Annotated in this window: 23 protein-coding genes and 1 pseudogene; 15 read left to right on the forward strand and 9 right to left on the reverse strand. The window is 54.7% G+C overall.

Features of this window, described 5'->3' with window-relative positions:
- The first annotated feature begins 9 nt into the window (after positions 1 to 9).
- The 7 genes from GTGU_RS04185 (at position 10) to GTGU_RS04215 (ending at position 7,148) form a co-directional block, all read left to right on the forward strand.
- Positions 10 to 471 carry an NUDIX domain-containing protein gene (locus GTGU_RS04185; protein ID WP_038154443.1) on the forward strand — a complete coding sequence of 154 codons (462 nt, stop codon included), beginning with the start codon at positions 10 to 12 and terminating at the stop codon, positions 469 to 471.
- Between the two features lie 52 nt (positions 472 to 523).
- Positions 524 to 1,636, forward strand: a complete 1,113-nt coding sequence (gene mnmA, locus GTGU_RS04190; protein ID WP_038154444.1) for a tRNA 2-thiouridine(34) synthase MnmA — start codon at positions 524 to 526, stop codon at positions 1,634 to 1,636.
- A 27-nt stretch (positions 1,637 to 1,663) separates the two neighbouring features.
- Complete coding sequence (hflD, locus tag GTGU_RS04195; protein WP_038154445.1) at positions 1,664 to 2,305, forward strand: high frequency lysogenization protein HflD; 642 nt, start codon at positions 1,664 to 1,666, stop codon at positions 2,303 to 2,305.
- A gap of 3 nt (positions 2,306 to 2,308) precedes the next feature.
- Complete coding sequence (gene purB / locus GTGU_RS04200) at positions 2,309 to 3,679, forward strand: adenylosuccinate lyase (protein ID WP_038154446.1); 1,371 nt, start codon at positions 2,309 to 2,311, stop codon at positions 3,677 to 3,679.
- A 124-nt stretch (positions 3,680 to 3,803) separates the two neighbouring features.
- Positions 3,804 to 4,475 carry a two-component system response regulator PhoP gene (gene phoP, locus GTGU_RS04205; protein WP_038154447.1) on the forward strand — a complete coding sequence of 224 codons (672 nt, stop codon included), beginning with the start codon at positions 3,804 to 3,806 and terminating at the stop codon, positions 4,473 to 4,475.
- Entirely contained in the window at positions 4,475 to 5,944 is a 1,470-nt protein-coding gene (phoQ, locus tag GTGU_RS04210; RefSeq protein ID WP_038154448.1) for a two-component system sensor histidine kinase PhoQ, read from the forward strand. Before phoP ends, phoQ begins: the two co-directional genes overlap by 1 nt.
- Before the next feature lie 82 nt (positions 5,945 to 6,026).
- Positions 6,027 to 7,148 carry a ribosomal protein uL16 3-hydroxylase gene (locus GTGU_RS04215; protein ID WP_038154449.1) on the forward strand — a complete coding sequence of 374 codons (1,122 nt, stop codon included), beginning with the start codon at positions 6,027 to 6,029 and terminating at the stop codon, positions 7,146 to 7,148.
- A gap of 35 nt (positions 7,149 to 7,183) precedes the next feature.
- Here the strand turns inward: GTGU_RS04215 and pepT are convergent, their stop codons facing one another.
- A complete protein-coding gene (gene pepT, locus GTGU_RS04220; RefSeq protein ID WP_038154450.1) occupies positions 7,184 to 8,407 on the reverse strand; it encodes a peptidase T in 1,224 nt (407 codons plus the stop codon).
- A gap of 230 nt (positions 8,408 to 8,637) precedes the next feature.
- Here pepT and potA point away from each other — a divergent pair.
- The 4 genes and pseudogenes from potA (at position 8,638) to potD (ending at position 12,482) form a co-directional block, all read left to right on the forward strand.
- Positions 8,638 to 9,793: pseudogene (potA, locus tag GTGU_RS04225) on the forward strand (spermidine/putrescine ABC transporter ATP-binding protein PotA).
- The gene (potB, locus tag GTGU_RS04230) at positions 9,777 to 10,634 is read left to right on the forward strand and encodes a spermidine/putrescine ABC transporter permease PotB (RefSeq protein WP_038154451.1); all 858 of its coding nucleotides are present in this window, start codon (positions 9,777 to 9,779) and stop codon (positions 10,632 to 10,634) included. The pseudogene potA and the gene potB overlap by 17 nt, the downstream one beginning before the upstream one ends.
- Positions 10,631 to 11,410 (forward strand): spermidine/putrescine ABC transporter permease PotC, encoded by a 780-nt coding sequence (gene potC / locus GTGU_RS04235; RefSeq protein ID WP_038154452.1) that lies wholly within the window; start codon positions 10,631 to 10,633, stop codon positions 11,408 to 11,410. The genes potB and potC overlap by 4 nt, the downstream gene beginning before the upstream one ends.
- A gap of 25 nt (positions 11,411 to 11,435) precedes the next feature.
- Positions 11,436 to 12,482, forward strand: coding sequence for a spermidine/putrescine ABC transporter substrate-binding protein PotD (gene potD / locus GTGU_RS04240; protein ID WP_038154453.1), 1,047 nt, complete (start codon positions 11,436 to 11,438; stop codon positions 12,480 to 12,482).
- A 40-nt stretch (positions 12,483 to 12,522) separates the two neighbouring features.
- Here the strand turns inward: potD and cobB are convergent, their stop codons facing one another.
- From cobB to lolC, 5 genes are read right to left on the reverse strand one after another with little or no spacing between them, the layout of a single operon-like run.
- The gene (gene cobB / locus GTGU_RS04245; RefSeq protein ID WP_038154454.1) at positions 12,523 to 13,344 is read right to left on the reverse strand and encodes a Sir2 family NAD+-dependent deacetylase; all 822 of its coding nucleotides are present in this window, start codon (positions 13,342 to 13,344) and stop codon (positions 12,523 to 12,525) included.
- A 19-nt stretch (positions 13,345 to 13,363) separates the two neighbouring features.
- The gene (gene nagK, locus GTGU_RS04250) at positions 13,364 to 14,275 is read right to left on the reverse strand and encodes an N-acetylglucosamine kinase (RefSeq protein WP_038154455.1); all 912 of its coding nucleotides are present in this window, start codon (positions 14,273 to 14,275) and stop codon (positions 13,364 to 13,366) included.
- A gap of 51 nt (positions 14,276 to 14,326) precedes the next feature.
- On the reverse strand, positions 14,327 to 15,571 hold the full coding sequence (lolE, locus tag GTGU_RS04255; protein ID WP_038154456.1) for a lipoprotein-releasing ABC transporter permease subunit LolE: 1,245 nt from the start codon (positions 15,569 to 15,571) through the stop codon (positions 14,327 to 14,329).
- Positions 15,571 to 16,272, reverse strand: a complete 702-nt coding sequence (lolD, locus tag GTGU_RS04260; protein WP_038154457.1) for a lipoprotein-releasing ABC transporter ATP-binding protein LolD — start codon at positions 16,270 to 16,272, stop codon at positions 15,571 to 15,573. The genes lolE and lolD overlap by 1 nt, the downstream gene beginning before the upstream one ends.
- Positions 16,265 to 17,464, reverse strand: coding sequence for a lipoprotein-releasing ABC transporter permease subunit LolC (gene lolC, locus GTGU_RS04265; protein WP_169741161.1), 1,200 nt, complete (start codon positions 17,462 to 17,464; stop codon positions 16,265 to 16,267). Before lolC ends, lolD begins: the two co-directional genes overlap by 8 nt.
- 195 nt (positions 17,465 to 17,659) lie before the next feature.
- On the opposite strand from lolC, the gene GTGU_RS04270 reads away from it, so the two are divergent.
- The 3 genes from GTGU_RS04270 to ldtC all read left to right on the forward strand — a co-directional run bounded on the left by GTGU_RS04270 (position 17,660) and on the right by ldtC (position 23,373).
- Positions 17,660 to 18,736 carry an acyltransferase family protein gene (locus tag GTGU_RS04270; RefSeq protein ID WP_038154459.1) on the forward strand — a complete coding sequence of 359 codons (1,077 nt, stop codon included), beginning with the start codon at positions 17,660 to 17,662 and terminating at the stop codon, positions 18,734 to 18,736.
- 72 nt (positions 18,737 to 18,808) lie between these two features.
- Positions 18,809 to 22,255: a transcription-repair coupling factor gene (gene mfd, locus GTGU_RS04275; RefSeq protein WP_038154460.1), complete on the forward strand. Its 3,447-nt coding sequence runs from the start codon at positions 18,809 to 18,811 to the stop codon at positions 22,253 to 22,255.
- Between the two features lie 197 nt (positions 22,256 to 22,452).
- Positions 22,453 to 23,373 (forward strand): L,D-transpeptidase LdtC, encoded by a 921-nt coding sequence (gene ldtC, locus GTGU_RS04280; protein WP_051857295.1) that lies wholly within the window; start codon positions 22,453 to 22,455, stop codon positions 23,371 to 23,373.
- 83 nt (positions 23,374 to 23,456) lie between these two features.
- Here ldtC and bhsA read toward each other — a convergent pair whose 3' ends face one another.
- Complete coding sequence (bhsA, locus tag GTGU_RS04285; RefSeq protein ID WP_038154461.1) at positions 23,457 to 23,714, reverse strand: multiple stress resistance protein BhsA; 258 nt, start codon at positions 23,712 to 23,714, stop codon at positions 23,457 to 23,459.
- Positions 23,715 to 23,962: 248 nt separating this feature from the next.
- Here bhsA and GTGU_RS04290 point away from each other — a divergent pair, with 248 nt between their 5' ends.
- Entirely contained in the window at positions 23,963 to 24,598 is a 636-nt protein-coding gene (locus tag GTGU_RS04290) for a TetR/AcrR family transcriptional regulator (RefSeq protein WP_038154462.1), read from the forward strand.
- 59 nt (positions 24,599 to 24,657) lie between these two features.
- Here the strand turns inward: GTGU_RS04290 and GTGU_RS04295 are convergent, their stop codons facing one another.
- On the reverse strand, positions 24,658 to 25,197 hold the full coding sequence (locus GTGU_RS04295; protein WP_038154463.1) for a glycine zipper 2TM domain-containing protein: 540 nt from the start codon (positions 25,195 to 25,197) through the stop codon (positions 24,658 to 24,660).
- A gap of 204 nt (positions 25,198 to 25,401) precedes the next feature.
- Positions 25,402 to 25,861: NAD(P)/FAD-dependent oxidoreductase (locus GTGU_RS04300; RefSeq protein WP_038154464.1), on the reverse strand; the 460-nt coding region annotated here is incomplete at its 5' end.

Here is a 25,861-nt window from a genome sequence, read left to right on the forward strand (position 1 = left end):
GGAGTCCGGATGTTTAAGCCACACGTAACCGTCGCCTGCGTGGTGCATGCCAGAGGCAAATTTCTGGTCGTCGAAGAGACGATTAATGCCAAGGCGCTGTGGAACCAGCCTGCCGGGCACCTTGAAGCGGATGAAACCCTGGTGCAGGCCGCTGAACGCGAGTTGTGGGAAGAGACCGGAATTCGCGCCACGCCACAGCATTTCATTCGCATGCATCAGTGGCTGGCACCGGACAAAACCCCCTTTCTGCGCTTTCTGTTTGCTATCGACCTTAACGATACGTGCGCGACTGAACCGCACGACAGTGATATCGATCGCTGCCTGTGGCTGACCGCAGAAGAGATCCTCAACGCGAAAAACCTGCGTTCTGCGCTGGTTGCCGAAAGCATCCGTTGCTGGCAGAGCGGTGAGCGTCACCCGTTGTCACTGGTCGGAGAATTTAACTGGCCGTTTACAGAGGGTGTCAAGTGAGGGGGCGCGTGCTAGAATACGCCGCCTTGAAGTTCAATGTCGTGAGTATTCCATGTCAGATAACAGCCAGAAAAAAGTGATCGTCGGCATGTCCGGCGGTGTCGATTCCTCCGTTTCCGCGTACCTGTTACAACAACAGGGCTATAAAGTGGAAGGCCTGTTCATGAAGAACTGGGAGGAAGACGATGGCGAGGAATACTGCACCGCTGCCGCGGATCTGGCCGATGCCCAGGCGGTCTGCGACAAACTCGGTATTGAACTGCACACCGTAAACTTTGCCGCAGAATACTGGGACAACGTATTCGAACATTTCCTGGCGGAATATAAAGCCGGGCGCACGCCGAATCCGGATATTCTGTGTAATAAAGAAATCAAATTTAAAGCCTTCCTCGAATTTGCCGCTGAAGACCTCGGTGCGGATTATATCGCCACCGGGCATTACGTGCGCCGTGCCGACGTTGACGGCAAAAGCCGCCTGCTGCGTGGGCTTGACGGCAACAAAGACCAGAGCTATTTCCTCTATACCCTCGGCCATGAGCAAATCGCCCAGAGCCTGTTTCCGGTAGGTGAACTGGAAAAACCCCAGGTGCGTAAAATTGCCGAAGATCTGGGGCTTATCACTGCGAAGAAAAAAGACTCCACCGGTATCTGCTTTATCGGTGAGCGCAAATTCCGTGAGTTCCTGGGCCGCTACCTGCCTGCACAGCCGGGTAAAATTATCACCGTTGACGGCGATGAGATTGGCGAACATCAGGGTCTGATGTACCACACGCTCGGCCAGCGCAAAGGACTCGGCATCGGCGGCACCAAAGAAGGGACCGAAGATCCGTGGTATGTGGTCGATAAAGACGTTGAAAATAACCTGCTGGTGGTGGCGCAAGGGCATGACCACCCTCGCCTGATGTCCGTCGGGCTGATTGCCCAGCAGTTGCACTGGGTTGACCGCCTGCCATTTACGGGCACGCTACGCTGCACCGTCAAAACCCGCTATCGTCAGACTGACATCCCCTGCACCATTACCGCGCTGGATGACGATCGCATCGACGTCCGTTTTGACGAGCCAGTCGCCGCCGTGACGCCAGGACAGTCCGCAGTCTTTTACAGCGGCGAGGTCTGCCTCGGCGGCGGTATTATCGAGCAGCGTCTGCCGCTGCCTGTTGAATAAGCCAATTGCGCACAGAAAGGAGCAAGTGTGGCGAAGAATTATTATGACATCACGCTGGCGCTGGCAGGGATCTGCCAGTCAGCCCGACTGGTGCAACAACTGGCACATCAGGGGCATTGTGATAGCGATGCCCTGCACGTTTCGCTGAACAGCATTATTGATATGAACCCGGCGTCAACGTTGGGCGTTTTTGGCGGCAGCGAAGCCAATCTTCGTACCGGGCTGGAAACCCTGTTGGGCGTTCTGAACGCCAGCAGCCGTCAGGGGCTTAATGCCGAGCTGACCCGCTATACCCTCAGCCTGATGGTGCTTGAGCGTAAACTGGCTGCCAGCAAAGGGGCGATGGATACGCTGGGTAACCGCATCGCCGGGCTGCAACGCCAGCTTGACCATTTTGACTTACAATCTGAAACGCTGCTCAGCGCGATGGCCGGCATCTATGTTGATGTCATTAGCCCGCTGGGCCCGCGCATTCAGGTCACTGGCTCGCCCGCCGTCCTGCAAAGTCCGCAGGTACAGGCCAAAGTGCGCGCTTCGCTGCTCGCCGGTATCCGTGCCGCCGTGCTGTGGCATCAGGTCGGCGGTAGCCGACTGCAACTCATGTTTTCCCGTAAGCGCCTGTCTATACAGGCGAAACAAATTCTCGCTCATTTAACTCCGGAGTTGTGATTTATGGAATTATCCTCCCTGACCGCCGTTTCCCCTGTCGATGGACGCTACGGCGATAAAGTCAGCGCGCTGCGCGGGATTTTCAGTGAATACGGTTTGCTGAAATTTCGTGTACAGGTTGAAGTACGCTGGCTGCAAAAACTGGCCGCGCACGCAGCGATCAAGGAAGTTCCTGCTTTTGCTGCCGACGCAAACGGTTACCTTGATAAGATCGTTGCTGATTTCAACGAACAGGATGCTGCGCGCATCAAGACCATTGAGCGCACCACTAACCATGACGTGAAGGCAGTTGAGTATTTCCTGAAAGAGAAAGTCGCGGATATCCCCGCGCTGCATGCGGTATCTGAATTTATCCATTTCGCCTGCACCTCAGAAGACATCAACAATCTGTCGCACGCGCTGATGTTAAAAACCGCACGTGATGAAGTGATCCTGCCGTACTGGAGCCAGATCATTGACGCGGTGAAAGCGCTGGCGGTAGAGTATCGCGATATTCCGCTGCTGTCGCGCACTCACGGTCAGCCTGCCACGCCATCCACCATGGGTAAAGAGATGGCGAACGTCGCTTATCGTATGGAGCGTCAGTATCGTCAGCTTAACCAGGTGGAGATCCTCGGCAAAATCAATGGCGCGGTCGGTAACTATAACGCCCACATCGCCGCCTACCCGGAAGTGGACTGGCATGAATTCAGCGAAGCATTCGTCTCCTCGCTGGGTATTCAGTGGAACCCGTACACCACCCAGATCGAACCGCACGATTACATTGCTGAGCTGTTCGACTGCATCGCGCGCTTCAACACCATTCTTATCGATTTCGACCGCGACGTCTGGGGTTATATCTCTCTGGGTCACTTCAAACAGAAAACCATCGCCGGGGAAATTGGCTCTTCAACGATGCCACATAAAGTGAATCCGATCGATTTCGAAAACTCGGAAGGCAACCTCGGTCTCGCCAACGCGGTTATGCAGCATCTCGCCAGCAAACTGCCGGTCTCGCGCTGGCAGCGTGACCTGACGGATTCCACTGTGCTGCGTAACCTTGGCGTGGGCATCGGCTATGCGCTGATCGCTTACCAGTCCACCCTGAAAGGCATCAGCAAACTGGAAGTGAACCGCGATCATCTGCTGGATGAACTGGATCACAACTGGGAAGTGCTGGCAGAGCCTATCCAGACGGTCATGCGTCGTTACGGCATCGAAAAACCGTACGAAAAACTGAAAGAGCTGACCCGCGGTAAGCGTGTGGACGCGGAAGGCATGAAGCAGTTCATCGACAGCCTGGCCCTGCCGGAAGCAGAGAAAACGCGCCTGAAAGCCATGACTCCAGCCAACTACATTGGCCGGGCGATCCAGATGGTGGACGATCTTAAATAATCCCTACCCCCCTTCTGTCTGCCGGGCAGAAGGGTTCTCTCTCCCCGGTTTAAGCAATGTTTATCCCCATAGCCTCATAATCAGCGTTAAACTAGACACATCGCAAATAAAAGGGAGCCAGGCTATGCGCGTACTCGTTGTTGAGGATAACGCCCTGTTACGCCATCACCTCAAAGTACAACTCCAGGAGATGGGGCATCAGGTGGACGCCGCAGAGGACGCCCGGGAAGCGGATTATTATCTCGGCGAGCACCTTCCTGATATCGCTATTGTTGACCTCGGACTACCTGACGAAGACGGCCTGTCGCTCATTCGCCGCTGGCGTAGTCACGACGTTTCGTTGCCGGTGCTGGTACTGACCGCACGGGAGGGCTGGCAGGATAAAGTCGAAGTGTTGAGCGCCGGCGCGGACGACTATGTCACCAAACCCTTTCATATTGAAGAAGTGGCTGCGCGGATCCAGGCGCTGATGCGACGCAATAGCGGGCTGGCGTCACAGGTGATCTCAATGCCGCCCTTTCAGGTGGATCTGTCGCGTCGCGAGCTGTCGATTAACGACGAACCCATCAGACTGACCGCCTTCGAATACACCATTATGGAAACGCTGATCCGCAACAGTGGCAAAGTGGTCAGCAAAGATTCGCTGATGCTCCAGCTTTATCCCGATGCGGAATTGCGTGAGAGCCATACCATTGATGTGCTGATGGGGCGTCTGCGGAAAAAAATCCAGGCACAGTATCCGCACGACGTGATCACCACCGTGCGCGGCCAGGGTTATCTGTTCGAACTCCGCTGATGTGTAGACTGTTACGGCATTTTCTGCCGCTCTCCCTGCGCATCCGCTTTTTGCTCGCCACCGCTGCAGTGGTGCTGGTACTGTCGCTGGCGTACGGGATGGTAGCACTGGTCGGCTACAGCGTTAGCTTTGATAAAACCACCTTCCGACTGCTGCGCGGGGAAAGTAACCTCTTCTATACGCTGGCGAAATGGGAAAATGGCAAGGTCAGCGTTGAGATGCCCGAAAATCTCAGCCTGCAAAGCCCCACCATGGCGCTGATTTACGATAAGCAGGGCAAACTGTTGTGGACGCAGCAGGACGTGCCATGGCTGGTCCGGCGCATCAGCCCGGACTGGCTGAAGACCAATGGTTTCCACGAAATTGAAGCGGATATTAACGCCAGTAGCGCACTAATCCGCAGCGATCATGAAGTCCAGCAGCAGCTTAACGAAATTCGTGAAGATCATGACGATTCCGAAATGACGCACTCGGTGGCGGTGAATATCTACCCGGCCACCGACCGCATGCCGGAACTGACGATTGTGGTGGTCGATACCATCCCTATCGAACTTAAGCGTTCGTACATGGTGTGGAGCTGGTTTGTGTACGTGCTTGCCGCCAACCTGTTGCTGGTGATCCCGCTGTTGTGGCTGGCGGCGTGGTGGAGCCTGCGACCCATCGAAGCGCTGGCACGTGAAGTGCGCGAGCTGGAAGAACATCACCGGGAAGCGCTCAACCCGGAAACCACCCGCGAGCTTACCAGCCTGGTGCAGAACCTGAACCGCCTGCTGAAAAGCGAGCGCGAGCGTTATGACAAATACCGCACCACACTGACCGATCTGACCCACAGCCTGAAAACGCCGCTGGCCGTTTTGCAAAGTACGCTGAGGTCGTTGCGCAGTGATAAAATGACGGTGAACGAGGCCGAGCCGCTCATGCTCGAGCAAATCAGCCGCATCTCACAGCAGATTGGTTATTTTCTTCATCGCGCCAGCATGCGCGGCGGCACAGGGATCCTCAGCCGTGAACTGCACCCTGTGGCACCGCTGCTGGATAACCTCACCTCGGCGCTCAATAAGGTTTACCAGCGCAAAGGGGTGAACATCTCACTCGATATCTCACCCGAAACCAGCTTTGTCGGCGAGAAGAATGACTTTATGGAAGTGATGGGCAACGTACTGGATAACGCCTGTAAATACTGCCTTGAGTTCGTTGAGGTCTCGGCACGCCAGACGGACGATCATCTGCATATCATTGTGGAAGACGATGGTCCCGGTATTCCACGCAGCAAGCGTACGCTGGTGTTTGACCGCGGTCAGCGCGCAGACACACTCCGCCCCGGTCAGGGCGTCGGGCTTTCTGTGGCCCGTGAAATCACCGAACAGTACGAAGGCAGTATCAGCGCGGGCGACAGCCTGCTGGGCGGTGCACGCATGGAAGTGATTTTCGGTCGCCAGCACAGCGGAAGCAAAGAAACATCCGTATGACATAAATTTAACGGCGCCTGCATCGTTCTGCAGCAGGTTCCGTTATAATCCGTCTCAGCTACCTGCCTGCGGAATCATAAATATGGACTATCACTTAACACTCAACTGGCCCGACTTTATCGAACGCTACTGGCAAAAACGTCCGGTGGTGTTAAAGCGGGGCATTGCAAATTTTCTCGATCCCATCACCCCTGATGAGCTGGCGGGGCTGGCGATGGAAAGCGAAGTCGACAGTCGTCTGGTCAGCCATCTCGACGGTAAATGGCAGGTCAGCCATGGTCCGTTCGAGAGCTATGATCACCTCGGTGAAAGCAACTGGTCGCTGCTGGTCCAGGCGGTTAACAACTGGCATGAACCGACCGCCGCGTTGATGCGCCCTTTCCGCGCCCTGCCTGACTGGCGCATTGACGATCTAATGATCTCCTTCTCCGTGCCCGGCGGTGGTGTCGGCCCGCATCTCGATCAGTACGATGTTTTTATCATTCAGGGTACCGGACGTCGCCGCTGGCGAGTAGGCGAAAAAGTGCCGATGAAACAACATTGCCCGCATCCTGACCTGCTACAGGTAGATCCGTTTGAAGCTATTATCGATGAAGAGATGGAGCCTGGCGACATACTCTACATCCCGCCGGGATTCCCGCACGAAGGTTACTCGCTGGAGAATTCGCTGAATTACTCCGTTGGTTTCCGTGCGCCGAGCGGCCGGGAAATGATCAGCGGTTTCGCCGACTACGTGCTGCAACGCGAACTGGGCAGCCTGCGCTATACCGACCCTGACGTGCCGGGGCGTGATCACCCTGCGGATATTCTGCCGTCAGAGCTTGATCGCCTGCGCGAGATGATGCTGTCGCTGATTAACCAGCCTGAGCACTTCAATCAGTGGTTCGGTGAATTTATTACCCAGTCCCGCCATGAGCTGGATATCGCACCGCCTGAGCCGCCCTATCAGCCCGATGAAATCTACGACGCGCTGAAACAAGGCGACAAACTGGTACGTCTCGGCGGGTTGCGCGTACTGCGCGTCGATGGTGAAGTTTACGTGAATGGCGAGAAGATTGACTCGCCGCACCGCCCGGCGCTGGAAGCGCTGGCGAGTCACATCGTCCTGAACGACACCCACTTTGGCGATGCGCTGGAGGATCCGCCATTCCTCGCCATGCTCGCCGCGCTGGTCAACAGTGGTTATTGGTTTTTTGAGGATTGAATAAAAACGCCCGTTTTACCGGGCGTTTTTTATGCTTAATGTTTTGTGGTTAACTCGGCGATTCGCACAATCACCTGCACTGCTTTTTCCATACCTTCCAGGGTCACGAACTCATGCTTACCGTGGTAGTTATACCCGCCGGTAAACAGGTTCGGGCACGGCAGCCCCATGAAAGAGAGCTGGGCGCCATCGGTGCCGCCACGAATCGGTTTCAGTTGCGGTTCGATGTCGCAATCCTGCATCGCCTGACGGGCAATCTCCAGAATGTGCGGATGCTCCATGACTTTATCACGCATGTTGTAATAGCTGTCTTCAATCACAAGTTCAATGTAGCAGTCCGGATGCAGACCTTTACCAACTTTTTTGGCGATTTCCATCATCTTACGTTTGCGCGCTTCAAACTCCTTACGGTCAAAATCACGGATGATGTAATGCATTTCAGCGCGGTCCACCGAGCCTTTGATGCTGGCAAGGTGATAAAACCCTTCATAACCTTCTGTGGTTTCAGGGGTTTGATCGGTCGGCACTTCTGAATGAATGCGCGTCGCCAGCGTCAGAGCATTAACCATCACCCCTTTTGCGGTACCCGGATGGACGTTATTGCCGACAATTTTGATGGTGACAGACGCCGCATTGAAGTTTTCATACTCCAGTTCGCCAACGCCGCCGCCGTCCACGGTATATGCCCACTGCGCACCAAAGGCGGGAACATCAAAATATTTCGCCCCTTTGCCAACCTCTTCGTCCGGGGTAAACGCGACGCAAATATCACCGTGAGGAATGTTCTTCCCTTTCAGGATTGCCAGCGCCGTCATGATTTCCGCAACACCGGCTTTGTCATCAGCACCCAGCAGCGTTTTGCCGTCGGTGGTGATCAGCGTCTGGCCCAGCAACTGGTGCAACACCGGAAACATGACTGGTGAAAGCACTTCGTCGCCAATACCAAGGGCGATATCGCCACCGCGGTATTTCTCGACGATCTGTGGATTAACGTTTTTACCACTGAAATCAGGCGAAGTATCGACGTGAGAAATAAATCCAATCGCCGGGATATCGCCAGGTACGTTGGCGGGCAATGTCCCCATTACCGTGCCTTTGTCGCTCAGGGTGACGTTAACCAGTCCCATCTCTTCCAGTTGCTCTTTGAGCAAGCGTAACAGCTTCCACTGTCCTTCCGTGCTCGGTACCTGGCGCACGCCAGGTTTAGACTGCGTATCCAGAGAAACGTACTGTAAAAAACGCTCAAGTAATTTATCCATGTAGTCACCCTCATTTTTTGTGACAACATTATCAGTAAGCGCGAAAACACAAATATTGCGTCAGGTCACTTTTAGACCTGCAAGCACCATTTTTTTTCATTCCCCGATGAAATGAAATAAAGGTCGCTTATCAATGTATAACAAGGATTGGAGATTACTGTGGTTTGCCGTAGAATGTCCGCCCTCATTAAGAGTCACCAAGGTGGTTAACCACACACCCCGCATCGGCAATTTTCCGTTGCGTTGATAAGGGACAGAGTAAAAAATTGACTACACAACCGTGTTCGCTATCACCGCTGGTACAACTGGCGGGGATTCGCAAAGGCTTTGATGGGAAAACGGTCATTGCAGATTTAAACCTGACCATCAATAACGGTGAATTTCTCACCCTGCTGGGGCCATCTGGCTGCGGTAAAACAACCGTACTGCGCCTGATTGCCGGGCTGGAAAATGTTGATGCCGGCAGGATCCACCTTGAGGATCACGACATCACCGATGTTCCCGCTGAAGATCGCCACGTCAACACCGTCTTCCAGAGTTACGCGTTGTTCCCGCACATGACGGTTTTTGAAAACGTCGCCTTCGGTCTGCGGATGCAAAAAACCCCGGCTGATGAAATTCCCCCGCGCGTGACCGACGCCCTGCGAATGGTGCAGCTCGAAGAGTTCGCTCAGCGTAAGCCACACCAGCTCTCCGGCGGTCAGCAGCAGCGTGTGGCAATTGCCCGCGCCGTGGTCAACAAACCGCGTCTGCTGTTGCTTGATGAATCCCTCTCCGCGCTCGATTATAAGCTGCGTAAGCAGATGCAGAACGAACTCAAAGCCCTGCAGCGTAAGCTTGGCATTACCTTCGTATTTGTCACCCACGATCAGGAAGAGGCACTGACCATGTCCGACCGCATCGTGGTGATGCGCGACGGTCGCATCGAACAGGACGGCTCACCACGTGAAATCTATGAAGAGCCGAAAAACCTGTTTGTCGCCAGCTTCATCGGTGAAATTAACCACTTCGACGCTACGGTGATTGAACGTCTCGACGAACAGCGGGTTCGCGCGAACGTGGAAGGCCGTGAGTGCAATATCTATGTCAATTTTGCGGTTGAGAAAGGGCAAAAACTGAATGTCCTGTTACGCCCGGAAGATTTGCGCGTTGATGAAATCAACCATGACAACCATATTGAAGGGCTCATCGGCTACGTTCGTGAGCGTAACTACAAAGGGATGACGCTGGAGTCAGTGGTTGAACTGGAAAGCGGCAAAATGGTGCTGGTCAGCGAGTTCTTCAATGAAGACGATCCGGATTTTGACCACTCCCTCGATCAAAAAAATGGCGATCAACTGGGTAGAGAGCTGGGAGGTGGTGCTGGCTGATGAAGAACACAAGTAAATTCCAGAATGTAGTGATCGTCACTATCGTCGGTTGGCTTGTGTTGTTTGTTTTCCTGCCCAACCTGATGATCATTGCCACCAGTTTTCTGACCCGTGACGACGCCAGTTTCGTCAGCCTGGTCTTTACGCTGGACAACTACACTCGCCTGCTCGACCCGCTCTATTTCGACGTGCTGATGCACTCGCTGAATATGGCGGTGATCGCTACCCTCGCCTGCCTGGTGCTGGGTTACCCTTTCGCCTGGTTTTTGGTTAAGTTGCCGAAAAAAGTCCGACCGCTGTTACTGTTTCTGTTGATTGTGCCTTTCTGGACCAACTCACTGATTCGCATTTACGGCCTGAAAATTTTCCTCAGCACCAAAGGCTATCTCAACGAGTTTTTGCTGTGGCTGGGCGTGATTGATACACCGATGCGCATCATGTATACCCCCGGCGCGGTGATTATCGGGCTGGTCTATATTCTGCTGCCATTTATGGTCATGCCGCTCTACTCCAGTATTGAAAAACTGGATAAACCGCTGCTGGAAGCGGCACGAGATCTGGGTGCCAGTAAATTTCAGACCTTCGCCCGCATCATCATTCCGCTGACCATGCCGGGGATCATCGCTGGCTGCCTGCTGGTGATGCTCCCGGCGATGGGCCTGTTCTACGTTTCCGATCTGATGGGCGGCGCGAAAAACCTGCTCGTGGGCAACGTCATCAAGAGCCAGTTCCTGAATATTCGTGACTGGCCGTTCGGTGCTGCCACCAGCATCACGCTGACAGTGGTAATGGGGCTGATGCTGCTGGTGTACTGGCGCGTCTCACGCATGCTGAACAAAAGGGTGGAACTGGAATGATCGGTCGACTGCTTCGCGGCGGTTTTATGACCGCCATTTACGCTTACCTGTATATCCCGATCATTATCCTGATCGTTAACTCGTTTAACCGCTCACGCTTCGGGATTAACTGGCAGGGCTTCACCACCGACTGGTATAACCTGCTGCTCAACAACGACAGCCTGCTACAGGCTGCGCAACACTCGCTGACCATGGCGGTGTTCTCCGCCACTTTTGCGACCCTCATCGGTTCACTCACCGCCGTCGCGCTGTATCGCTACCGTTTTCGCGGTAAGCCCTTTGTCAGCGGTATGCTGTTTGTGGTGATGATGTCGCCGGATATCGTGATGGCGATTTCCCTGCTGGTGTTGTTTATGTTGCTGGGCATTCAGTTAGGTTTCTGGTCGCTGCTTTTTTCACATATTACCTTCTGTCTGCCCTTTGTGGTGGTCACGGTCTTTTCGCGGCTGAACGGTTTTGATGTGCGGATGCTGGAAGCGGCGAAAGATCTTGGTGCCAGCGAGATAACCATTCTGCGCAAAATCATTCTGCCGCTGGCGATGCCTGCCGTGGCGGCCGGTTGGCTGCTGAGTTTTACCCTGTCGATGGATGATGTCGTCGTTTCGTCGTTCGTTACCGGGCCCGGCTATGAAATTCTGCCATTGAAAATTTACTCAATGGTGAAAGTCGGCGTGTCGCCTGAGGTGAACGCGCTGGCGACCATTCTGTTGGTTCTGTCGCTGGTGATGGTGATTGCCAGCCAGGTTATTGCTCGAGATAAAACAAAGAGCCTGTAAGGCTCGTTATTCAGGGGACGTTAAAATGAAAAAATGGTCACGCCACCTGCTCGCGGCAGGCGCTCTTGCACTGGGCATGAGCGCTGCACACGCGGACGACAGCAAAACGCTCTACTTCTACAACTGGACGGAATATGTGCCGCCGGGACTGCTGGAGCAATTCACTAAAGAGACAGGCATCAAGGTTATCTATTCGACCTATGAATCGAATGAAACCATGTACGCCAAACTCAAAACCTATAAAGACGGCGCGTATGACCTGGTGGTGCCTTCCACCTATTTTGTCGACAAAATGCGCAAAGAGGGCATGATTCAAAAGATCGATAAAACGAAGCTGACCAACTTCCATAATCTCGATCCGGAAATGCTCAACAAGCCGTTCGATCCTAACAACGACTACTCCATTCCCTATATCTGGGGTGCGACCACCCTTGGCGTAAACAGTGACGCAATTGACCCGAAAACGGTCACCCGCTGGGCTGATCTGTGGAAACCAGAATACAAAGGCAGCCTGCTGCTGACAGACGACGCCCGCGAAGTGTTCCAGGTGGCGCTGCGTAAACTGGGGCTTTCCGGTAATACGACTGACCCGAAAGAGATTGAAGCGGCTTACAACGAGCTGAAAAAGCTGATGCCGAATGTCGCAGCGTTTAACTCCGATAACCCGGCGAACCCGTATATGGAAGGGGAAGTGAATCTGGGGATGGTGTGGAACGGTTCCGCCTGGGTTGCGCGACAGGCTGGTACGCCACTGGAGGTTGTCTGGCCGCAGGAAGGTGGCATTTTCTGGATGGACAGCCTCGCAATCCCGGCCAATGCGAAAAACGTTGACGGTGCGCTGAAGCTGATCAACTTCCTGCTGCGCCCGGAAGTGGCAAAACAGGTGGCAGAAACCATCGGCTACCCGACGCCTAACCTGGCGGCGCGTAAATTGCTCAGTCCGGAAGTGGCGAACGACAAGTCTCTGTATCCCGACGCGGAAACCATTAAACATGGTGAATGGCAGAACGACGTCGGCGATGCCAGTCGTATCTATGAAGAATATTACCAGAAGCTGAAAGCGGGCCGGTAATAGCATCCCCCTCTCCACTCTGGAGAGGGGGAACTACTGCTCACAGTCCCTTCAGTAATTTCTCCACAAACTCAGGCACCACCTTGCTTGCCAGGCCGTAATGTTTCTCTTCAAACTCGCTGCCGACCTGGCTTGGTTCGAGATTCAGTTCGACGGTATGTGCACCATGCAGTTTTGCCTCATGCACAAAACCGGCGGCAGGATAGACGTGACCTGACGTGCCGATAGCGATAAACACATCCGCCGTCGCCAGTGCGCTGTAGATCTCATCCATACCGAGCGGCATTTCGCCAAACCACACTACATGCGGGCGCAACAGCGCCGGAAACTGGCAACAGTGGCATTTGTCGTCAGCCGTGACATCACCCGTCCATTCCAGCACCTGACCGCTCCATGAACAGCGAACCTTCAGCAGTTCGCCGTGCATGTGGATCACGCGCTGGCTCCCGGCACGCTCATGCAGGTTATCGATGTTTTGCGTCACTAGTGTGAAGCGATCGCCGAGCACCGCTTCCAGACGCGCTAACGCTTGATGTGCTTCGTTCGGTGCAATTTCCGGTTGCTGTAACTGGCGACGGCGGGCGTTATAGAACGCCTGTACCAACGCCGGATCACGGGCGAAACCTTCCGGCGTCGCCACATCTTCCACCCGATGCTCTTCCCATAAACCATCCGCAGCACGGAACGTGCGGATCCCGGATTCTGCGGATATCCCCGCCCCGGTCAGCACGACGACTCTCGGTTTTTCCATTGCTTCCGGCATCACTTTGTCTCTGAAGAAAATCCGCTGGCGCAGACGTTCGCGCAGCCGGCGTTTGTTACGGCGAAAACGACTCAGTCGATGTAAGCGACGCGTCAGCATAACAACACAACCCCTGTCATTAGTCAGTAAGGTGGAGGAACGCGGCTCCGCGCATTCCCCCAGCATCCCCGTGGCGCGCCTGTTCAATACGCGGCACACGGGCGACGGATAACAGATGACGCGGCAAACGCGCCGCCAGGCCCTCTGTTATGGCACTAAAATTAGACAATCCACCGCCAATCACCAGCAGATCCGGATCAACTATAGTCAGAATATTGCCAAGACAAACGGCAAGCAAATCCAGATAGCGTTCGACATGCTCACGGGCCTTTGCATCCCCCTGTTGCCAGAGGGCAACAATGTCCGGTGACGAGAGTGATTGTTGGTAGAAATGTTCATACAGCCAGGCAAAACCCCGGCCAGAAAGATAGTTTTCGATGCACCCCCGTTGACCGCAGCCGCAGCGTGTCAGGGGGAAATCGCGGCCAACCACCTCAAGGGCATCCACCGGCAGGCGAATATGACCGAACTCGCCGGTAATGTAGTTGTGACCGGTGATCGACTTACCGTTCAGCACCAGACCGCCGCCCACGCCGGTGCCAAGGATCAGTCCCATCACCAGCGGATAGCGCGTAAATTCATCATCCCAGGCTTCGGAGAGCGCAAAACAGTTGGCGTCGTTGTCGAGACGAACATCGCGTCCGAGACGCGCGCTGAGATCTGCACGCAGCGGTCGGCCGCTGGCAGCAGGAACGTTAGCGGCATACAGCGTGCCGTCAGCCGTTTCCGGCATGCCGGGGATGCCGATGCCCACAGAGCCTTTGCCACCAAAGCGCGCATCAGCCTGTGACACCAGCGCGGCGATGGCCTCAATGAAATCGTCGTAGCTGTCGCGCGGTGTGGAAACACGGGTCTCCCACTGCAGGCGCAGATTGTCATCAAACACGCCCAGCGCAATTTTGGTGCCGCCAATATCAAATCCATAATACATAACGCATTCCTCTTTCTGATTTGGCGGCAACACCGTCAAACCATGACGAAATTACTGACCACTTAACACCCTCGCTGGATCTATTCGGCTGGCGCGGCGGGCTGGATACCAGCTTGCCAGCAAACTCAGCAACAGTGCGGTGATCAGTACATAAATAACATCCAGCCAATGCAATTCAGACGGCAGGAAGTCAATAAAATAAATATCACCCGACAGGAACTGATGGCCGGTCAGCGATTCAATGCCTTTGATTATCGGCGTTAACTGGAAGGCACAAATCACGCCAATCACCACACCAATCAGGCTACCCAGCAACCCGGCGAGCAAGCCATACCAGACGAAAATGGCGCGGATCAGGCCGTCTTTCGCCCCGAGCGTGCGCAATACGGCGATGTCGCCGCTCTTGTCTTTTACCGCCATGACCAGCGTTGAGACGATGTTAAAACAGGCCACGCCAATCACCAGTACCATCGCCAGATACATAATGGCGCGGATCATCTGGATATCGCGATACATATAGCCATACGTGCCAATCCAGCTTTTGATATACACGTAGCTGTTGGTCACCTCGCCCGCATCACGCACCAGTTTATTGGCATTAAAGACATCGTTAACTTTTATCGCGATGCCGGTGACGCTGCTTCCCATATCGAGATAGTGCTGCGCATCCTGCAAGGGAACCATCGCAAAACTGTGATCCAGTTGACCGCTCAGTTGCAGGATCCCGGTCACGTGCAGGCGCACACGTTTTGGCTGCAGCAATTTATGTTCGTCGTCGGAATTAGGGATCATGATCGATACCCAGTCGCCCTGCTTCACATGCAGCGCATCGGCAATGCCTTTGCCGAGGATGATCTGCTGTTCGCCCGCTTTAAAGCTGGCCCAGGCGTTATTCTGTACGAAATTCGGTAGCGCACTGAGGCGGCTCTCCTGCGCCGGTTCCACCCCTTTTACCTGAATGGCGCGCAGGTTGCTGCCGCTCTCGATCAGACCGGTAAAATTGATATATGGCGCAGCAGCGGCAATACCATTGACCTTTTCCACTTTGCTGAGCGCGCTGTTCCAGTCGTTCCACGGCTGGTTTACCGGCTCAATTTCGCCGTGGGGTACCACCGCCAGAATGCGGTTATTCAGTTCACGCTCGAAGCCGTTCATCGCGCTCAGACCGACGATCAATACTGCCACCCCGAGGGCAATCCCGACGGTGGAGATCACCGAGATCAGCGACACCATGCCGCTACGACGACGCCCCCGGCTGAAGCGTAAGCCAATCAATAACGATAACGGGGAAGCCATTAATCTGCTCCCATCAGGGTCGTTTCTTCTGACAGATGACCATCACGCATCTCCAGCTGGCGGCTCATGCGCTTCGCCAGATGCAAATCGTGCGTCACCACCAGAAACGCCGTTCCCTGCGAGGCGTTGAGCTCACCGAGCAACTGAAAAATGCTGTCAGCGTTGCGGGCATCAAGGTTACCGGTCGGTTCGTCCGCCAGCACCAGGCGCGGATTATTCACCAGCGCACGAGCGATCGCCACGCGCTGACGCTCACCGCCGGAAAGCTCAGACGGTCGGTGATTCGCCCGGTGCCCAAGTCCTACCGCTTCCAGCATGGCGAGCGCGCGCTGCTGGATTTCCGCCGGTTTTTTCCGGCCAATCAGCAGCGGCATCGCGACGTTTTCCTGCGCAGTGAAATCCGGCAGCAGATGATGAAACTGGTAGATAAAGCCCAGATCGCGGTTACGCAGCTCCGCTTTTGCCGCGGATGAAAGCTGGCTCAGCGGCTGACCGCTGAAAATCACGTCGCCTGAGGTGGGCGTATCCAGCCCGCCCAGCAGATGCAACAGCGTACTTTTGCCGGAGCCGGAACTACCGACAATCGCCATCATCTCCCCCTCCGTCACGCTGAAGCTGACGTTGTGCAGTACGTCCGTCTGGACCGTACCTTCCTGATAGCGTTTGCACAGGTTGTCGCATTGCAACAGGATCTTATTCATAACGTAATGCCTCAGCGGGTTGAGTGGCGGCAGCGCGCCAGGAAGGGTAAAGCGTAGAAAGTAAAGCAATCGCCATCGCCACCAGCGCGATCAGCACTACCTGTAGTGGTTCGATAGCGACGGGTAGCGCCGCGCCATCGAGGAACGCGCCGATGATCGGCATCAGATTATTGAGCTGGCTGGCAAGCAGCACGCCAAGCATCGCGCCGAGCAGCGCGCCGATGATCCCGGCGCTGGCACCCTGCACCATAAAGACCGCCATGATCTGACGCGGCGTAAGCCCCTGCGTTTGCAGAATGGCGACTTCGCCTTGTTTTTCCATCACCATTAGCCCCAGCGAGGTGATGATGTTAAATGCCGCGACGGCGACGATCAGGCTCAGCAGCAGCCCCATCATATTTTTTTCCATCCGGACGGCCTGGAACAGCTCGCCTTTACGATCGCGCCAGTCTTGCCATTTCGTGCTCTCCGGCAGTGTTTGCTGACTCAGGATATCAACCTGCAAGGGCTGATCCAGCCACAGACGCCAGCCGGTGATATTTCCGGCCGGATAGCGCAACAGACGCGAGGCGTCCTGGATATTCACCAGCATCTGGTAGCCGTCCACTTCGCTGTTGGCGGCAAAGGTACCGATGATGGTAAACAGACGCTGGCTCGGCAAGCGCCCCATCGGGGTAAACTGGCTGGCGGAAGGCACCATCACGCGAATTTGTTCACCGCGTTTGACACCCAACTGACCTGCAAGCTGCTCGCCAAGAATGACATTGTATTTGCCCGGTTCGAGATCGGTTTGTTTGACGTTCACCAGATACGGGGTCAGCGGATCTTTTTGCGCCGGATCGATACCCAGCATCACGCCCACCGCAACGCTACGCGCGCTTTGCAGCACCACATCGCCCGTGGAGAGCGGCGCGATACGGTTAACACCCTGTAATTTGAGCGAGTCTGACGGCAGCGTTTGCGGGTTGATGGACCCCTGCGTCGCGCCAAGTATGGCCTGCGGCATCAGCCCCAGAATGTTGTTTTGCAGTTCGCGCTCGAAGCCGTTCATCACCGACAGCACAGTCACCAGCGCCATCACGCCAAGGGTGATGCCGATAGTCGACAGCCAGGAGACGAAGCGACCGAAGCGGTCCGCTGCACGCCCGCGCATATAGCGAAGGCCGATAAATAGTGCGACAGGTTGGTACATGTAATCCGTCTGGTTACTGATAGCAGATGCACGAGTATATAAGCGAAAGCGCGGAGCGTAAATCTGAGAAGTCAGATCCGACGCGCCTGATCCTTATCTGAAAATGAACAAAATACAGAATGTTACTCATTACTCAGCACGCTGCGCCCGGCACGATCCTTCTTTCATTTATGGCAAAGAAAGGCATTGAGCGCGATGAAACAAAAAGCGTTGTGGATCAACCAAATCAAGGGATTATGCATCTGTCTGGTGGTGGTGTATCACTCGGTGATCACGTTTTATCCCCACCTGAGCGGACTCCATCATCCCTGGTCAGAAACGCTGGCAAAGTGCTGGGTTTATTTTAATTTATACCTGGCGCCGTTCCGTATGCCGGTATTCTTCTTCATTTCGGGCTTTCTGATCCGTCGTTATATTGACGACGTCAGCTGGCGTGACGGATTTAACAAACGCATCTGGGCAATTTTCTATGTTCTGATGCTGTGGGGGATTCTGCAATGGCTGGCGCTGAGTGAAATCAATCTCTGGCTGGCGCCGGAACGCGATCTGAGCGAGGCCTCTAATGCCGCTTACGCGGGCAATACCAGCGAGTTTCTGCACGGCATGCTGACCGCCAGCACCAGCTTGTGGTACCTGTACGCACTGGTGGTCTACTTCATCTTCTGCAAAATCACGCATCGCATCAAAGCGCCGACGTTGCTTGTGCTGGCGCTGCTCAGCATCGCCATTAATTTCCTGCCTTCGCCGTGGTGGGGAATGAACAGCGTGCTGCGTAATGTGATCTACTATGCGCTGGGTGCCTGGTACGGCACGGCGCTGATGGAATGGATGAAGCACTTCAACCTGCGCCATTACTGGCTGCCACTCGTGCTGGCGGCAGTTTTCGCAGTGGTCACCTGGTTTGCCCGTACGCCGCTGTTCCTGTCGCTGTTATCAATTTTTATCATCATGAAGCTGTTCTACGCTGTCGGACGACGCTTCGAACCGCGGGAATCGGGTGTGCTGAATGTGATAGGTTCAAACACGATCGCTGTCTATACCACGCACCGCATTCTGGTGGAGATCTTCAGCCTGACGGCACTGCATTACCTGAGCGCGATAAATGACTCTGCAACCTTCGAACTGGGACTGATCCTGGTCTATCCGTTCCTGACGCTGGGGTTGTGTGTGCTGGCCGGTCTCGCCGCACGCCGCCTCTCACGTGTTGTATTTGGCGATGTCCTTTTCACTCCCCCCTCACGAACGTTTGCTAATGTGGACGATCAGGGATAATAATCAGCATTGAATTTCAGCGATTTGCCCCCATACTTCGGGGCAAATCCTTACGAGATACTGATGTCATTTATGCCTGAAAAACAACGATATGTCCTGCCCGTAAAAGCAGGCGAGCAGCGTCTGCTGGGCGAGTTAACCGGTGCCGCCTGTGCGACCGAAGTTGCTGAAATCATTGAGCGTCATCACGGTCCCGTGGTGTTAATTGCGCCGGATATGCAAAACGCGCTGCGGTTGCAGGATGAAGTCAGGCAGTTTACCGATCAACTGGTAATGAACCTCGCGGACTGGGAAACGCTCCCTTACGATAGTTTTTCTCCACATCAGGAAATCATTTCTTCACGCCTCTCCACGCTGTATCAGTTACCGACCATGCAACGTGGTGTGCTTATCGTCGCGCTGAGTACGCTGATGCAGCGTGTATGCCCGCACAGTTTCCTTCATGGTCATGCGCTGGTAATGAAAAAAGGGCAACAACTCTCTCGCGATGCCCTGCGCGCGCAACTTGACAGCGCTGGCTACCGCCATGTCGATCAGGTGATGGAGCACGGCGAGTACGCCACCCGTGGCGCGCTTCTGGATCTTTACCCAATGGGCAGCGAACAGCCCTACCGTCTCGATTTTTTTGATGATGAAATCGACAGCCTGCGTCTGTTCGATGTTGATTCACAGCGCACACTGGAAGAAGTCGACGCCATTAACTTGCTGCCTGCGCACGAGTTTCCGACCGACAAAGCCGCCATTGAACTGTTCCGTAGCCAGTGGCGCGATAAGTTTGACGTCAAACGCGACGCCGAGCATATCTACCAGCAGGTCAGTAAAGGCACGCTCCCGGCGGGGATCGAATACTGGCAGCCGCTGTTTTTCAGTGAACCGCTGCCAACCCTGTTCAGCTATTTCCCGGCAAATACGCTGCTGGTGAATACCGGGGATCTCGAATCCAGCGCGGATCGTTTTCAGAAAGACGCACAGGCGCGCTTTGAAAGCCGTGGCGTCGATCCAATGCGTCCGCTGCTGCCGCCCGAGCAAATCTGGCTACGTCCTGACGCGCTGTTCAGTGAGCTGAAAAAATGGCCTCGTATTCAGCTGAAAAAAGAACACCTTACAGAGAAAGCCGCGCACCAGAATCTGGGCTACCAGACGTTGCCGGATCTCGCCGTTCAGGCGCAACAGAAATCGCCGCTGGATAACCTACGTAAATTCCTTGAAGCCTTCACTGGCCCGGTGATTTTCTCCGTTGAAAGTGAGGGGCGTCGTGAAGCGCTGGGTGAACTGCTGGCACGCATCAAGCTGGCACCTAAGCGCATTCTTCGCCTTGAGGAAGCCGTCGACAGCGGGCGTTATCTGATGCTCGGCGCAGCAGAGCATGGCTATATCGATACCCTGCGCAACCGGGCGCTGATCTGTGAAAGCGATCTCCTCGGTGAACGCGTAGCGCAGCGCCGTCAGGACAGCCGCCGGACCATCAACCCGGACACCCTTATTCGTAACCTGGCGGAACTGCATCCGGGCCAGCCGGTGGTGCATCTGGAACATGGTGTCGGGCGCTACGCCGGACTTACTACGCTCGAAGCGGGTGGCATCAAAGGTGAATACCTGATGCTGACCTACGCGGGCGATGCAAAGCTGTACGTACCAGTATCATCGCTGCACCTGATCAGCCGTTATGCGGGCGGTGCGGAAGAAAACGCGCCGCTGCACAAGCTTGGCGGTGATGCCTGGGCGCGGGCGCGGCAGAAAGCGGCCGAGAAAGTCCGCGATGTCGCTGCTGAGTTGCTGGATATTTACGCCCAGCGCGCGGCGAAATCCGGTTTTGCTTTTAAGCACGACCGCGAACAGTATCAGCTGTTTTGCGACAGCTTCCCCTTCGAAACCACGCCGGATCAGGCACAGGCTATCAACGCAGTGCTCAGCGATATGTGCCAGCCGCTGGCGATGGATCGTCTGGTCTGCGGCGACGTGGGCTTTGGTAAAACGGAAGTGGCGATGCGCGCCGCCTTCCTGGCCGTCGAAAACAACAAGCAGGTCGCGGTGCTGGTGCCGACCACCCTGCTCGCACAGCAGCACTTCGACAACTTCCGCGACCGCTTTGCTAACTGGCCGGTACGCATCGAAATGCTCTCCCGTTTTCGTAGCGCCAAAGAGCAGACGCAGGTGCTGGAACAAGCCGCCGACGGCAAAATTGATATTCTGATTGGTACCCACAAACTGTTGCAAAGCGATGTGAAGTGGAAAGATCTCGGTCTGCTGATCGTCGATGAAGAGCACCGTTTCGGGGTGCGTCATAAAGAGCGTATCAAAGCGATGCGTGCAGATGTCGACATTCTGACGCTGACCGCTACCCCGATTCCGCGAACGCTGAATATGGCGATGAGCGGAATGCGTGACCTGTCGATTATCGCCACGCCACCGGCCCGCCGTCTGGCGGTGAAAACATTCGTACGTGAATACGACAGTCTGGTGGTGCGAGAAGCGATCCTGCGTGAAGTACTGCGTGGTGGACAGGTCTATTACCTGTACAACGACGTGGAGAATATTCAGAAAGCGGCAGATCGGCTGGCTGAACTGGTGCCGGAAGCGCGCATTGCGATTGGCCACGGGCAGATGCGTGAGCGCGAGCTTGAGCGGGTGATGAATGATTTCCACCACCAGCGTTTTAACGTGCTGGTCTGTACCACCATTATCGAAACCGGGATCGACATTCCGACAGCAAACACCATTGTCATCGAACGCGCGGACCATTTCGGTCTGGCGCAACTGCATCAGTTACGCGGTCGCGTGGGGCGTTCACACCATCAGGCCTATGCCTGGCTGCTGACGCCGCATCCGAAAGCGATGACCACAGATGCACAAAAGCGTCTCGAAGCCATTGCGTCACTGGAAGACCTGGGCGCTGGTTTCGCGCTGGCGACGCACGACCTGGAAATCCGTGGCGCTGGCGAACTGCTTGGCGAAGATCAGAGCGGGCAGATGGAAACCATCGGCTTCTCGCTGTATATGGAACTGCTGGAAAATGCGGTTGATGCACTGAAAGCGGGCCGCGAACCGTCGCTGGAAGATCTCACCAGCCAGCAAACGGAAGTCGAACTGCGGATGCCGTCGCTGTTGCCGGATGATTTCATTCCTGATGTGAATACGCGCCTCTCCTTCTACAAACGCATCGCCAGCGCGAAAAGTGAAAATGCACTGGAAGAGCTGAAAGTCGAACTGATTGACCGCTTTGGCCTGTTGCCTGATGCGGCGCGAAACCTGCTGGATATCGCCCGTTTACGCCAGCAGGCGCAGAAACTGGGTATCCGTAAGCTGGAAGGTAATGAAAAAGGCGGCGTGATTGAATTCAATGAGAAAAATCATGTTAACCCGGCATGGCTGATTGGCTTGTTACAGAAGCAGCCGCAGCATTTCCGCCTCGACGGCCCTACCCGTCTCAGGTTTATGCAGGACCTTAGTGAGCGAAAAACCCGTATGGACTGGGTGCGCCAGTTTATGCAGCAGCTTGAAGAGAACGCAGTCGCCTGATCGATATCGTCGTCGGGCGGCATTCGCTGTCCGGCGCGTAACGCGTTAATTTACAAATTCTTTGCAATCCAGTGTAACATTTTCTTATTAACTGAATCCATAATAGATGTTTAGCTGTTTCAGCCGCTGACAATTACCATGATGGATATTCAGTGATGATTAAACCTGTCGCGTTTTTCCACTGGCTGCCATTGTTGATGGCCGCTTCAGTGTTCTCTCTCATCCTTCCTGCTCATGCCAATACCTGGCCGCTGCCGCCGGAAGGCAGTCGCGTGGTAGGCGAAAACCGTTTCCATGTCGTCGAAAATGATGGCGGCTCGCTGGAGGCTATTGCCAAAAAATATAACGTCGGCTTCCTCGCGCTGTTACAGGCGAACCCGGGTGTCGATCCCTACGTTCCCCGCGCCGGCAGTGTGCTGACAATCCCGCTGCAGACTCTGCTGCCGGACGCGCCGCGGGTGGGAATTGTCATCAACCTTGCCGAGTTGCGCCTCTACTACTATCCACAAGATAAAAACGTGGTGACGGTCTATCCGATCGGTATTGGCCAGTTGGGAGGCGATACGCTGACGCCGACCATGGTCACGACGGTGTCTGACAAGCGTGCAAACCCGACCTGGACACCCACCGCGAACATTCGCGCACGTTATAAAGCCCAGGGCACTATTTTGCCAGCGGTAGTGCCGGCTGGACCGGATAACCCGATGGGTCATCACGCGATCCGCCTCGCGGCTTATGGCGGTGTGTATCTCCTGCATGGCACTAATGCTGACTTCGGCATCGGCATGCGAGTCAGTTCCGGCTGTATTCGCCTGCGCGATGGCGACATCGAAACGCTGTTCAGAGTGGTTCAGCCGGGTACGAAGGTGAATATCATCAATACGCCGATCAAAACTTCGGTAGAGCCCGGCGGCATACGTCTTGTCGAGGTGCACCAGCCGCTTTCAAAGGACATTGATGACGACCCTCAGACACTACCGATTGTCCTGACATCCGCCATGAAGACATTCAAAGCGGCGCCACAAACGGATGCTGACGTGATGACAAAGGTACTGGAACTACGTTCAGGAATGCCCGTCGATGTGACCCGTCATGGAGAAGCGGTGCAACAGATGTAGTTTTTATTCCGCAGCATAAAAAAGCCCTGCTTCGTCTGAAGCAGGGCTTTTTTTGTGGCAGTGGCATCAAGGGTTAGCGATGCTTATTTGTAGATGACAGCGGTACCGTGGAGGGTGTTAGGACCGGTCACAGAGGTAATGCGGAAAGATTTTGCACCCATAGCGTCAGCTTTTTGCGCCAGCTCGTCTTCCAGTGAACCCAGGTTAGTACCTGCTGTAGCAGAGATAGTCCCCACTTTATGCTGATCAACCGGGGTGGATTGCACTTCTACTGCCGCGAAACTTGCGAATGACAGTGAGCTAAGAACAGTTGCCGCAATCAGAGTTTTGATACTTTTCATGATGATGAACCTTTGCAGATGAATTATGTACTGCCGTTAATTATTAAATTAACGAACGATACATAAATCATAATGTGATCCATATCACACGTCAATATAATTTTTTAATGATCATTAAAATAATCTAAAAATCCATATTTTTCATACCGATAGGATTTTTTTATTTTTGTGGTGTCGCTACTGGTCGTACATAAGAATTATTTTTATAATAGGCACGTTTTTATTACTGACTAAGGTACACCGGCACTATGACAACTGACGTTCCGAGTTGCGCAAAAAAAAGCCGTGGCCGACCCAAAGTGTTCGACAGGGATGTGGCGCTTGATAAGGCCATGACACTCTTCTGGCAACATGGCTATGAAGCCACGTCGCTGGCAGATTTAGTAGAAGCAACGGGCGCGAAAGCCCCCACCCTTTACGCTGAATTCGTCAATAAAGAAGGACTGTTTCGCGCAGTGCTTGACCGCTATGTAGCGCGTTTTGCAGCGAAGCATGAAAAGCAACTCTTTTGCGAAGAAAAACCGCTGGAACAGGCGCTGCGTGACTATTTCACTGCGGTTGCCGCCTGCTTTACCAGCAAAGATACCCCGGCAGGCTGCTTTCTTATTAGCACCTCAGCGACGCTCGCGGCATCATCGAGAGAGATTGCGAAGACCATTAAATCTCGCCACGCCATGCAGGAGCAGACACTGTGTCAGTTCCTTGCGCAGCGCCAACAACTCGGCGAAATTCCACAGGGAAAAGACATTCACGCTCTGGCGCAATTTCTGAGCTGCGTCCTGCAGGGGATGTCAATCAGCGCACGTGACGGCGCCAGCTTTGAATCGCTGATGCAAATCACCAACACCACGCTGCGTCTGTGGCCGCAAATTCTCGCCGCATGACATAAAAAAAGCCCCTCAGCCTGAGCGAATGAGGGGCTAACATACCGGGAACTGCTTTTTTACGCTTTATTATTCAGGATTAACTGACCGTTGTTATCCAGCGGGATCTGCGTGCCAGGATCTTTGTCCATACGGATTTTCCCCTGTTGATCGCCAATCTTGTAGGTCACGTCATAGCCGAGCATTTTCTCTGACTTGTCGTATACCGTTTTGCACCGTTGTTGCGTGGTGGTGTAGGTGTCGTTGTCCTGCATCGCCCCCTGCACCTGGTTACCAGCGTAACCACCGCCCAGTGCGCCGACAACCGTCGCGACATCGCGTCCGCGGCCTCCGCCAAACTGATGGCCGATGACCCCACCAGCGACAGCACCCAATACCGACCCGGCAATACGGTTTTCATCCTGTACCGGACGACGATGCGTGACCGCGACGTTGCGACACTCCTGTCGCGGTGTTTTGATTGTTTCTTTAATCGGGGTGGCGGAAACCACCTGAGCGAACTGTGGGCCGCGATCAAAGACGTTCAGACTGGCTACTGCCGCCACGCCCAGCGCGGCAGCCACGCCAATCCCTATGCCCGCTAACATGGATTTATTCACGGGAGTTCCTCCTTTGTTGCTGTTAGTAACAATTTTGCAACTAGCGAGGAGGTTAAGCAAATCAGAAAGTGGATGAAAAGTGCGTGATCGTCGGGCAAATCGCATCGATTCAGAGTACTCTTAAGGGATAAAAGCGATATGCCGAAGGATATGCTAAAAAACGCCGACCCGGCGGTAAATCCGGGTCAGCGCAGGAACACGGGATTAATGCAGTTTCAGTCGCGGACGAATGACGCGGTTAATACTACCCACCAGCATCATCAAGGCGGTCTTGAAGTAACCGTGTAGCGCAATCTGATGCATGCGGTACAGCGAAATATAAACCATGCGCGCAATACGCCCTTCCACCATCATTGAACCACGCATCAGGTTACCCATCAGGCTGCCCACGGTCGAGTAGTTTGACAGCGACACCAGCGAGCCGTGATCCTTATAAACGTACGGTTTCAGGCTCTTGCCTTTCATCTGCGCGAGAATGTTGTTTAGCGCGCAGCTCGCCATCTGGTGTGCCGCCTGCGCACGCGGAGGGACGAAGCCACCTTCCGGGCGCGCGCAGGAAGCGCAGTCGCCAATCGCGTAAATATCTGCATCGCGGGTCGTCTGCAGCGTCGGCTCGACCACCAGCTGATTAATGCGGTTGGTCTCGAGGCCGCCAATCTCTTTC

Origin of the sequence: Trabulsiella guamensis ATCC 49490, assembly GCF_000734965.1 — a bacterium.
Classification (GTDB): Bacteria; Pseudomonadota; Gammaproteobacteria; order Enterobacterales; family Enterobacteriaceae; genus Trabulsiella; species Trabulsiella guamensis.

What these genes read in the sequence shown, in the direction of transcription:
- bhsA (WP_038154461.1), bottom strand. Translation starts at nt 23,714, where the DNA reads ATGAAAAGTATCAAAACTCTGATTGCGGCAACTGTTCTTAGCTCACTG.
- ldtC (WP_051857295.1), top strand. Translation starts at nt 22,453, where the DNA reads ATGGCCGCTTCAGTGTTCTCTCTCATCCTTCCTGCTCATGCCAATACC.
- lolC (WP_169741161.1), bottom strand. Translation starts at nt 17,464, where the DNA reads ATGTACCAACCTGTCGCACTATTTATCGGCCTTCGCTATATGCGCGGG.
- mfd (WP_038154460.1), top strand. Translation starts at nt 18,809, where the DNA reads ATGCCTGAAAAACAACGATATGTCCTGCCCGTAAAAGCAGGCGAGCAG.
- GTGU_RS04185 (WP_038154443.1), top strand. Translation starts at nt 10, where the DNA reads ATGTTTAAGCCACACGTAACCGTCGCCTGCGTGGTGCATGCCAGAGGC.
- lolD (WP_038154457.1), bottom strand. Translation starts at nt 16,272, where the DNA reads ATGAATAAGATCCTGTTGCAATGCGACAACCTGTGCAAACGCTATCAG.
- lolE (WP_038154456.1), bottom strand. Translation starts at nt 15,571, where the DNA reads ATGGCTTCCCCGTTATCGTTATTGATTGGCTTACGCTTCAGCCGGGGG.
- nagK (WP_038154455.1), bottom strand. Translation starts at nt 14,275, where the DNA reads ATGTATTATGGATTTGATATTGGCGGCACCAAAATTGCGCTGGGCGTG.
- purB (WP_038154446.1), top strand. Translation starts at nt 2,309, where the DNA reads ATGGAATTATCCTCCCTGACCGCCGTTTCCCCTGTCGATGGACGCTAC.
- GTGU_RS04215 (WP_038154449.1), top strand. Translation starts at nt 6,027, where the DNA reads ATGGACTATCACTTAACACTCAACTGGCCCGACTTTATCGAACGCTAC.
- potC (WP_038154452.1), top strand. Translation starts at nt 10,631, where the DNA reads ATGATCGGTCGACTGCTTCGCGGCGGTTTTATGACCGCCATTTACGCT.
- mnmA (WP_038154444.1), top strand. Translation starts at nt 524, where the DNA reads ATGTCAGATAACAGCCAGAAAAAAGTGATCGTCGGCATGTCCGGCGGT.
- GTGU_RS04290 (WP_038154462.1), top strand. Translation starts at nt 23,963, where the DNA reads ATGACAACTGACGTTCCGAGTTGCGCAAAAAAAAGCCGTGGCCGACCC.
- phoQ (WP_038154448.1), top strand. Translation starts at nt 4,475, where the DNA reads ATGTGTAGACTGTTACGGCATTTTCTGCCGCTCTCCCTGCGCATCCGC.
- phoP (WP_038154447.1), top strand. Translation starts at nt 3,804, where the DNA reads ATGCGCGTACTCGTTGTTGAGGATAACGCCCTGTTACGCCATCACCTC.
- cobB (WP_038154454.1), bottom strand. Translation starts at nt 13,344, where the DNA reads ATGCTGACGCGTCGCTTACATCGACTGAGTCGTTTTCGCCGTAACAAA.
- potB (WP_038154451.1), top strand. Translation starts at nt 9,777, where the DNA reads ATGAAGAACACAAGTAAATTCCAGAATGTAGTGATCGTCACTATCGTC.
- pepT (WP_038154450.1), bottom strand. Translation starts at nt 8,407, where the DNA reads ATGGATAAATTACTTGAGCGTTTTTTACAGTACGTTTCTCTGGATACG.
- potD (WP_038154453.1), top strand. Translation starts at nt 11,436, where the DNA reads ATGAAAAAATGGTCACGCCACCTGCTCGCGGCAGGCGCTCTTGCACTG.
- GTGU_RS04270 (WP_038154459.1), top strand. Translation starts at nt 17,660, where the DNA reads ATGAAACAAAAAGCGTTGTGGATCAACCAAATCAAGGGATTATGCATC.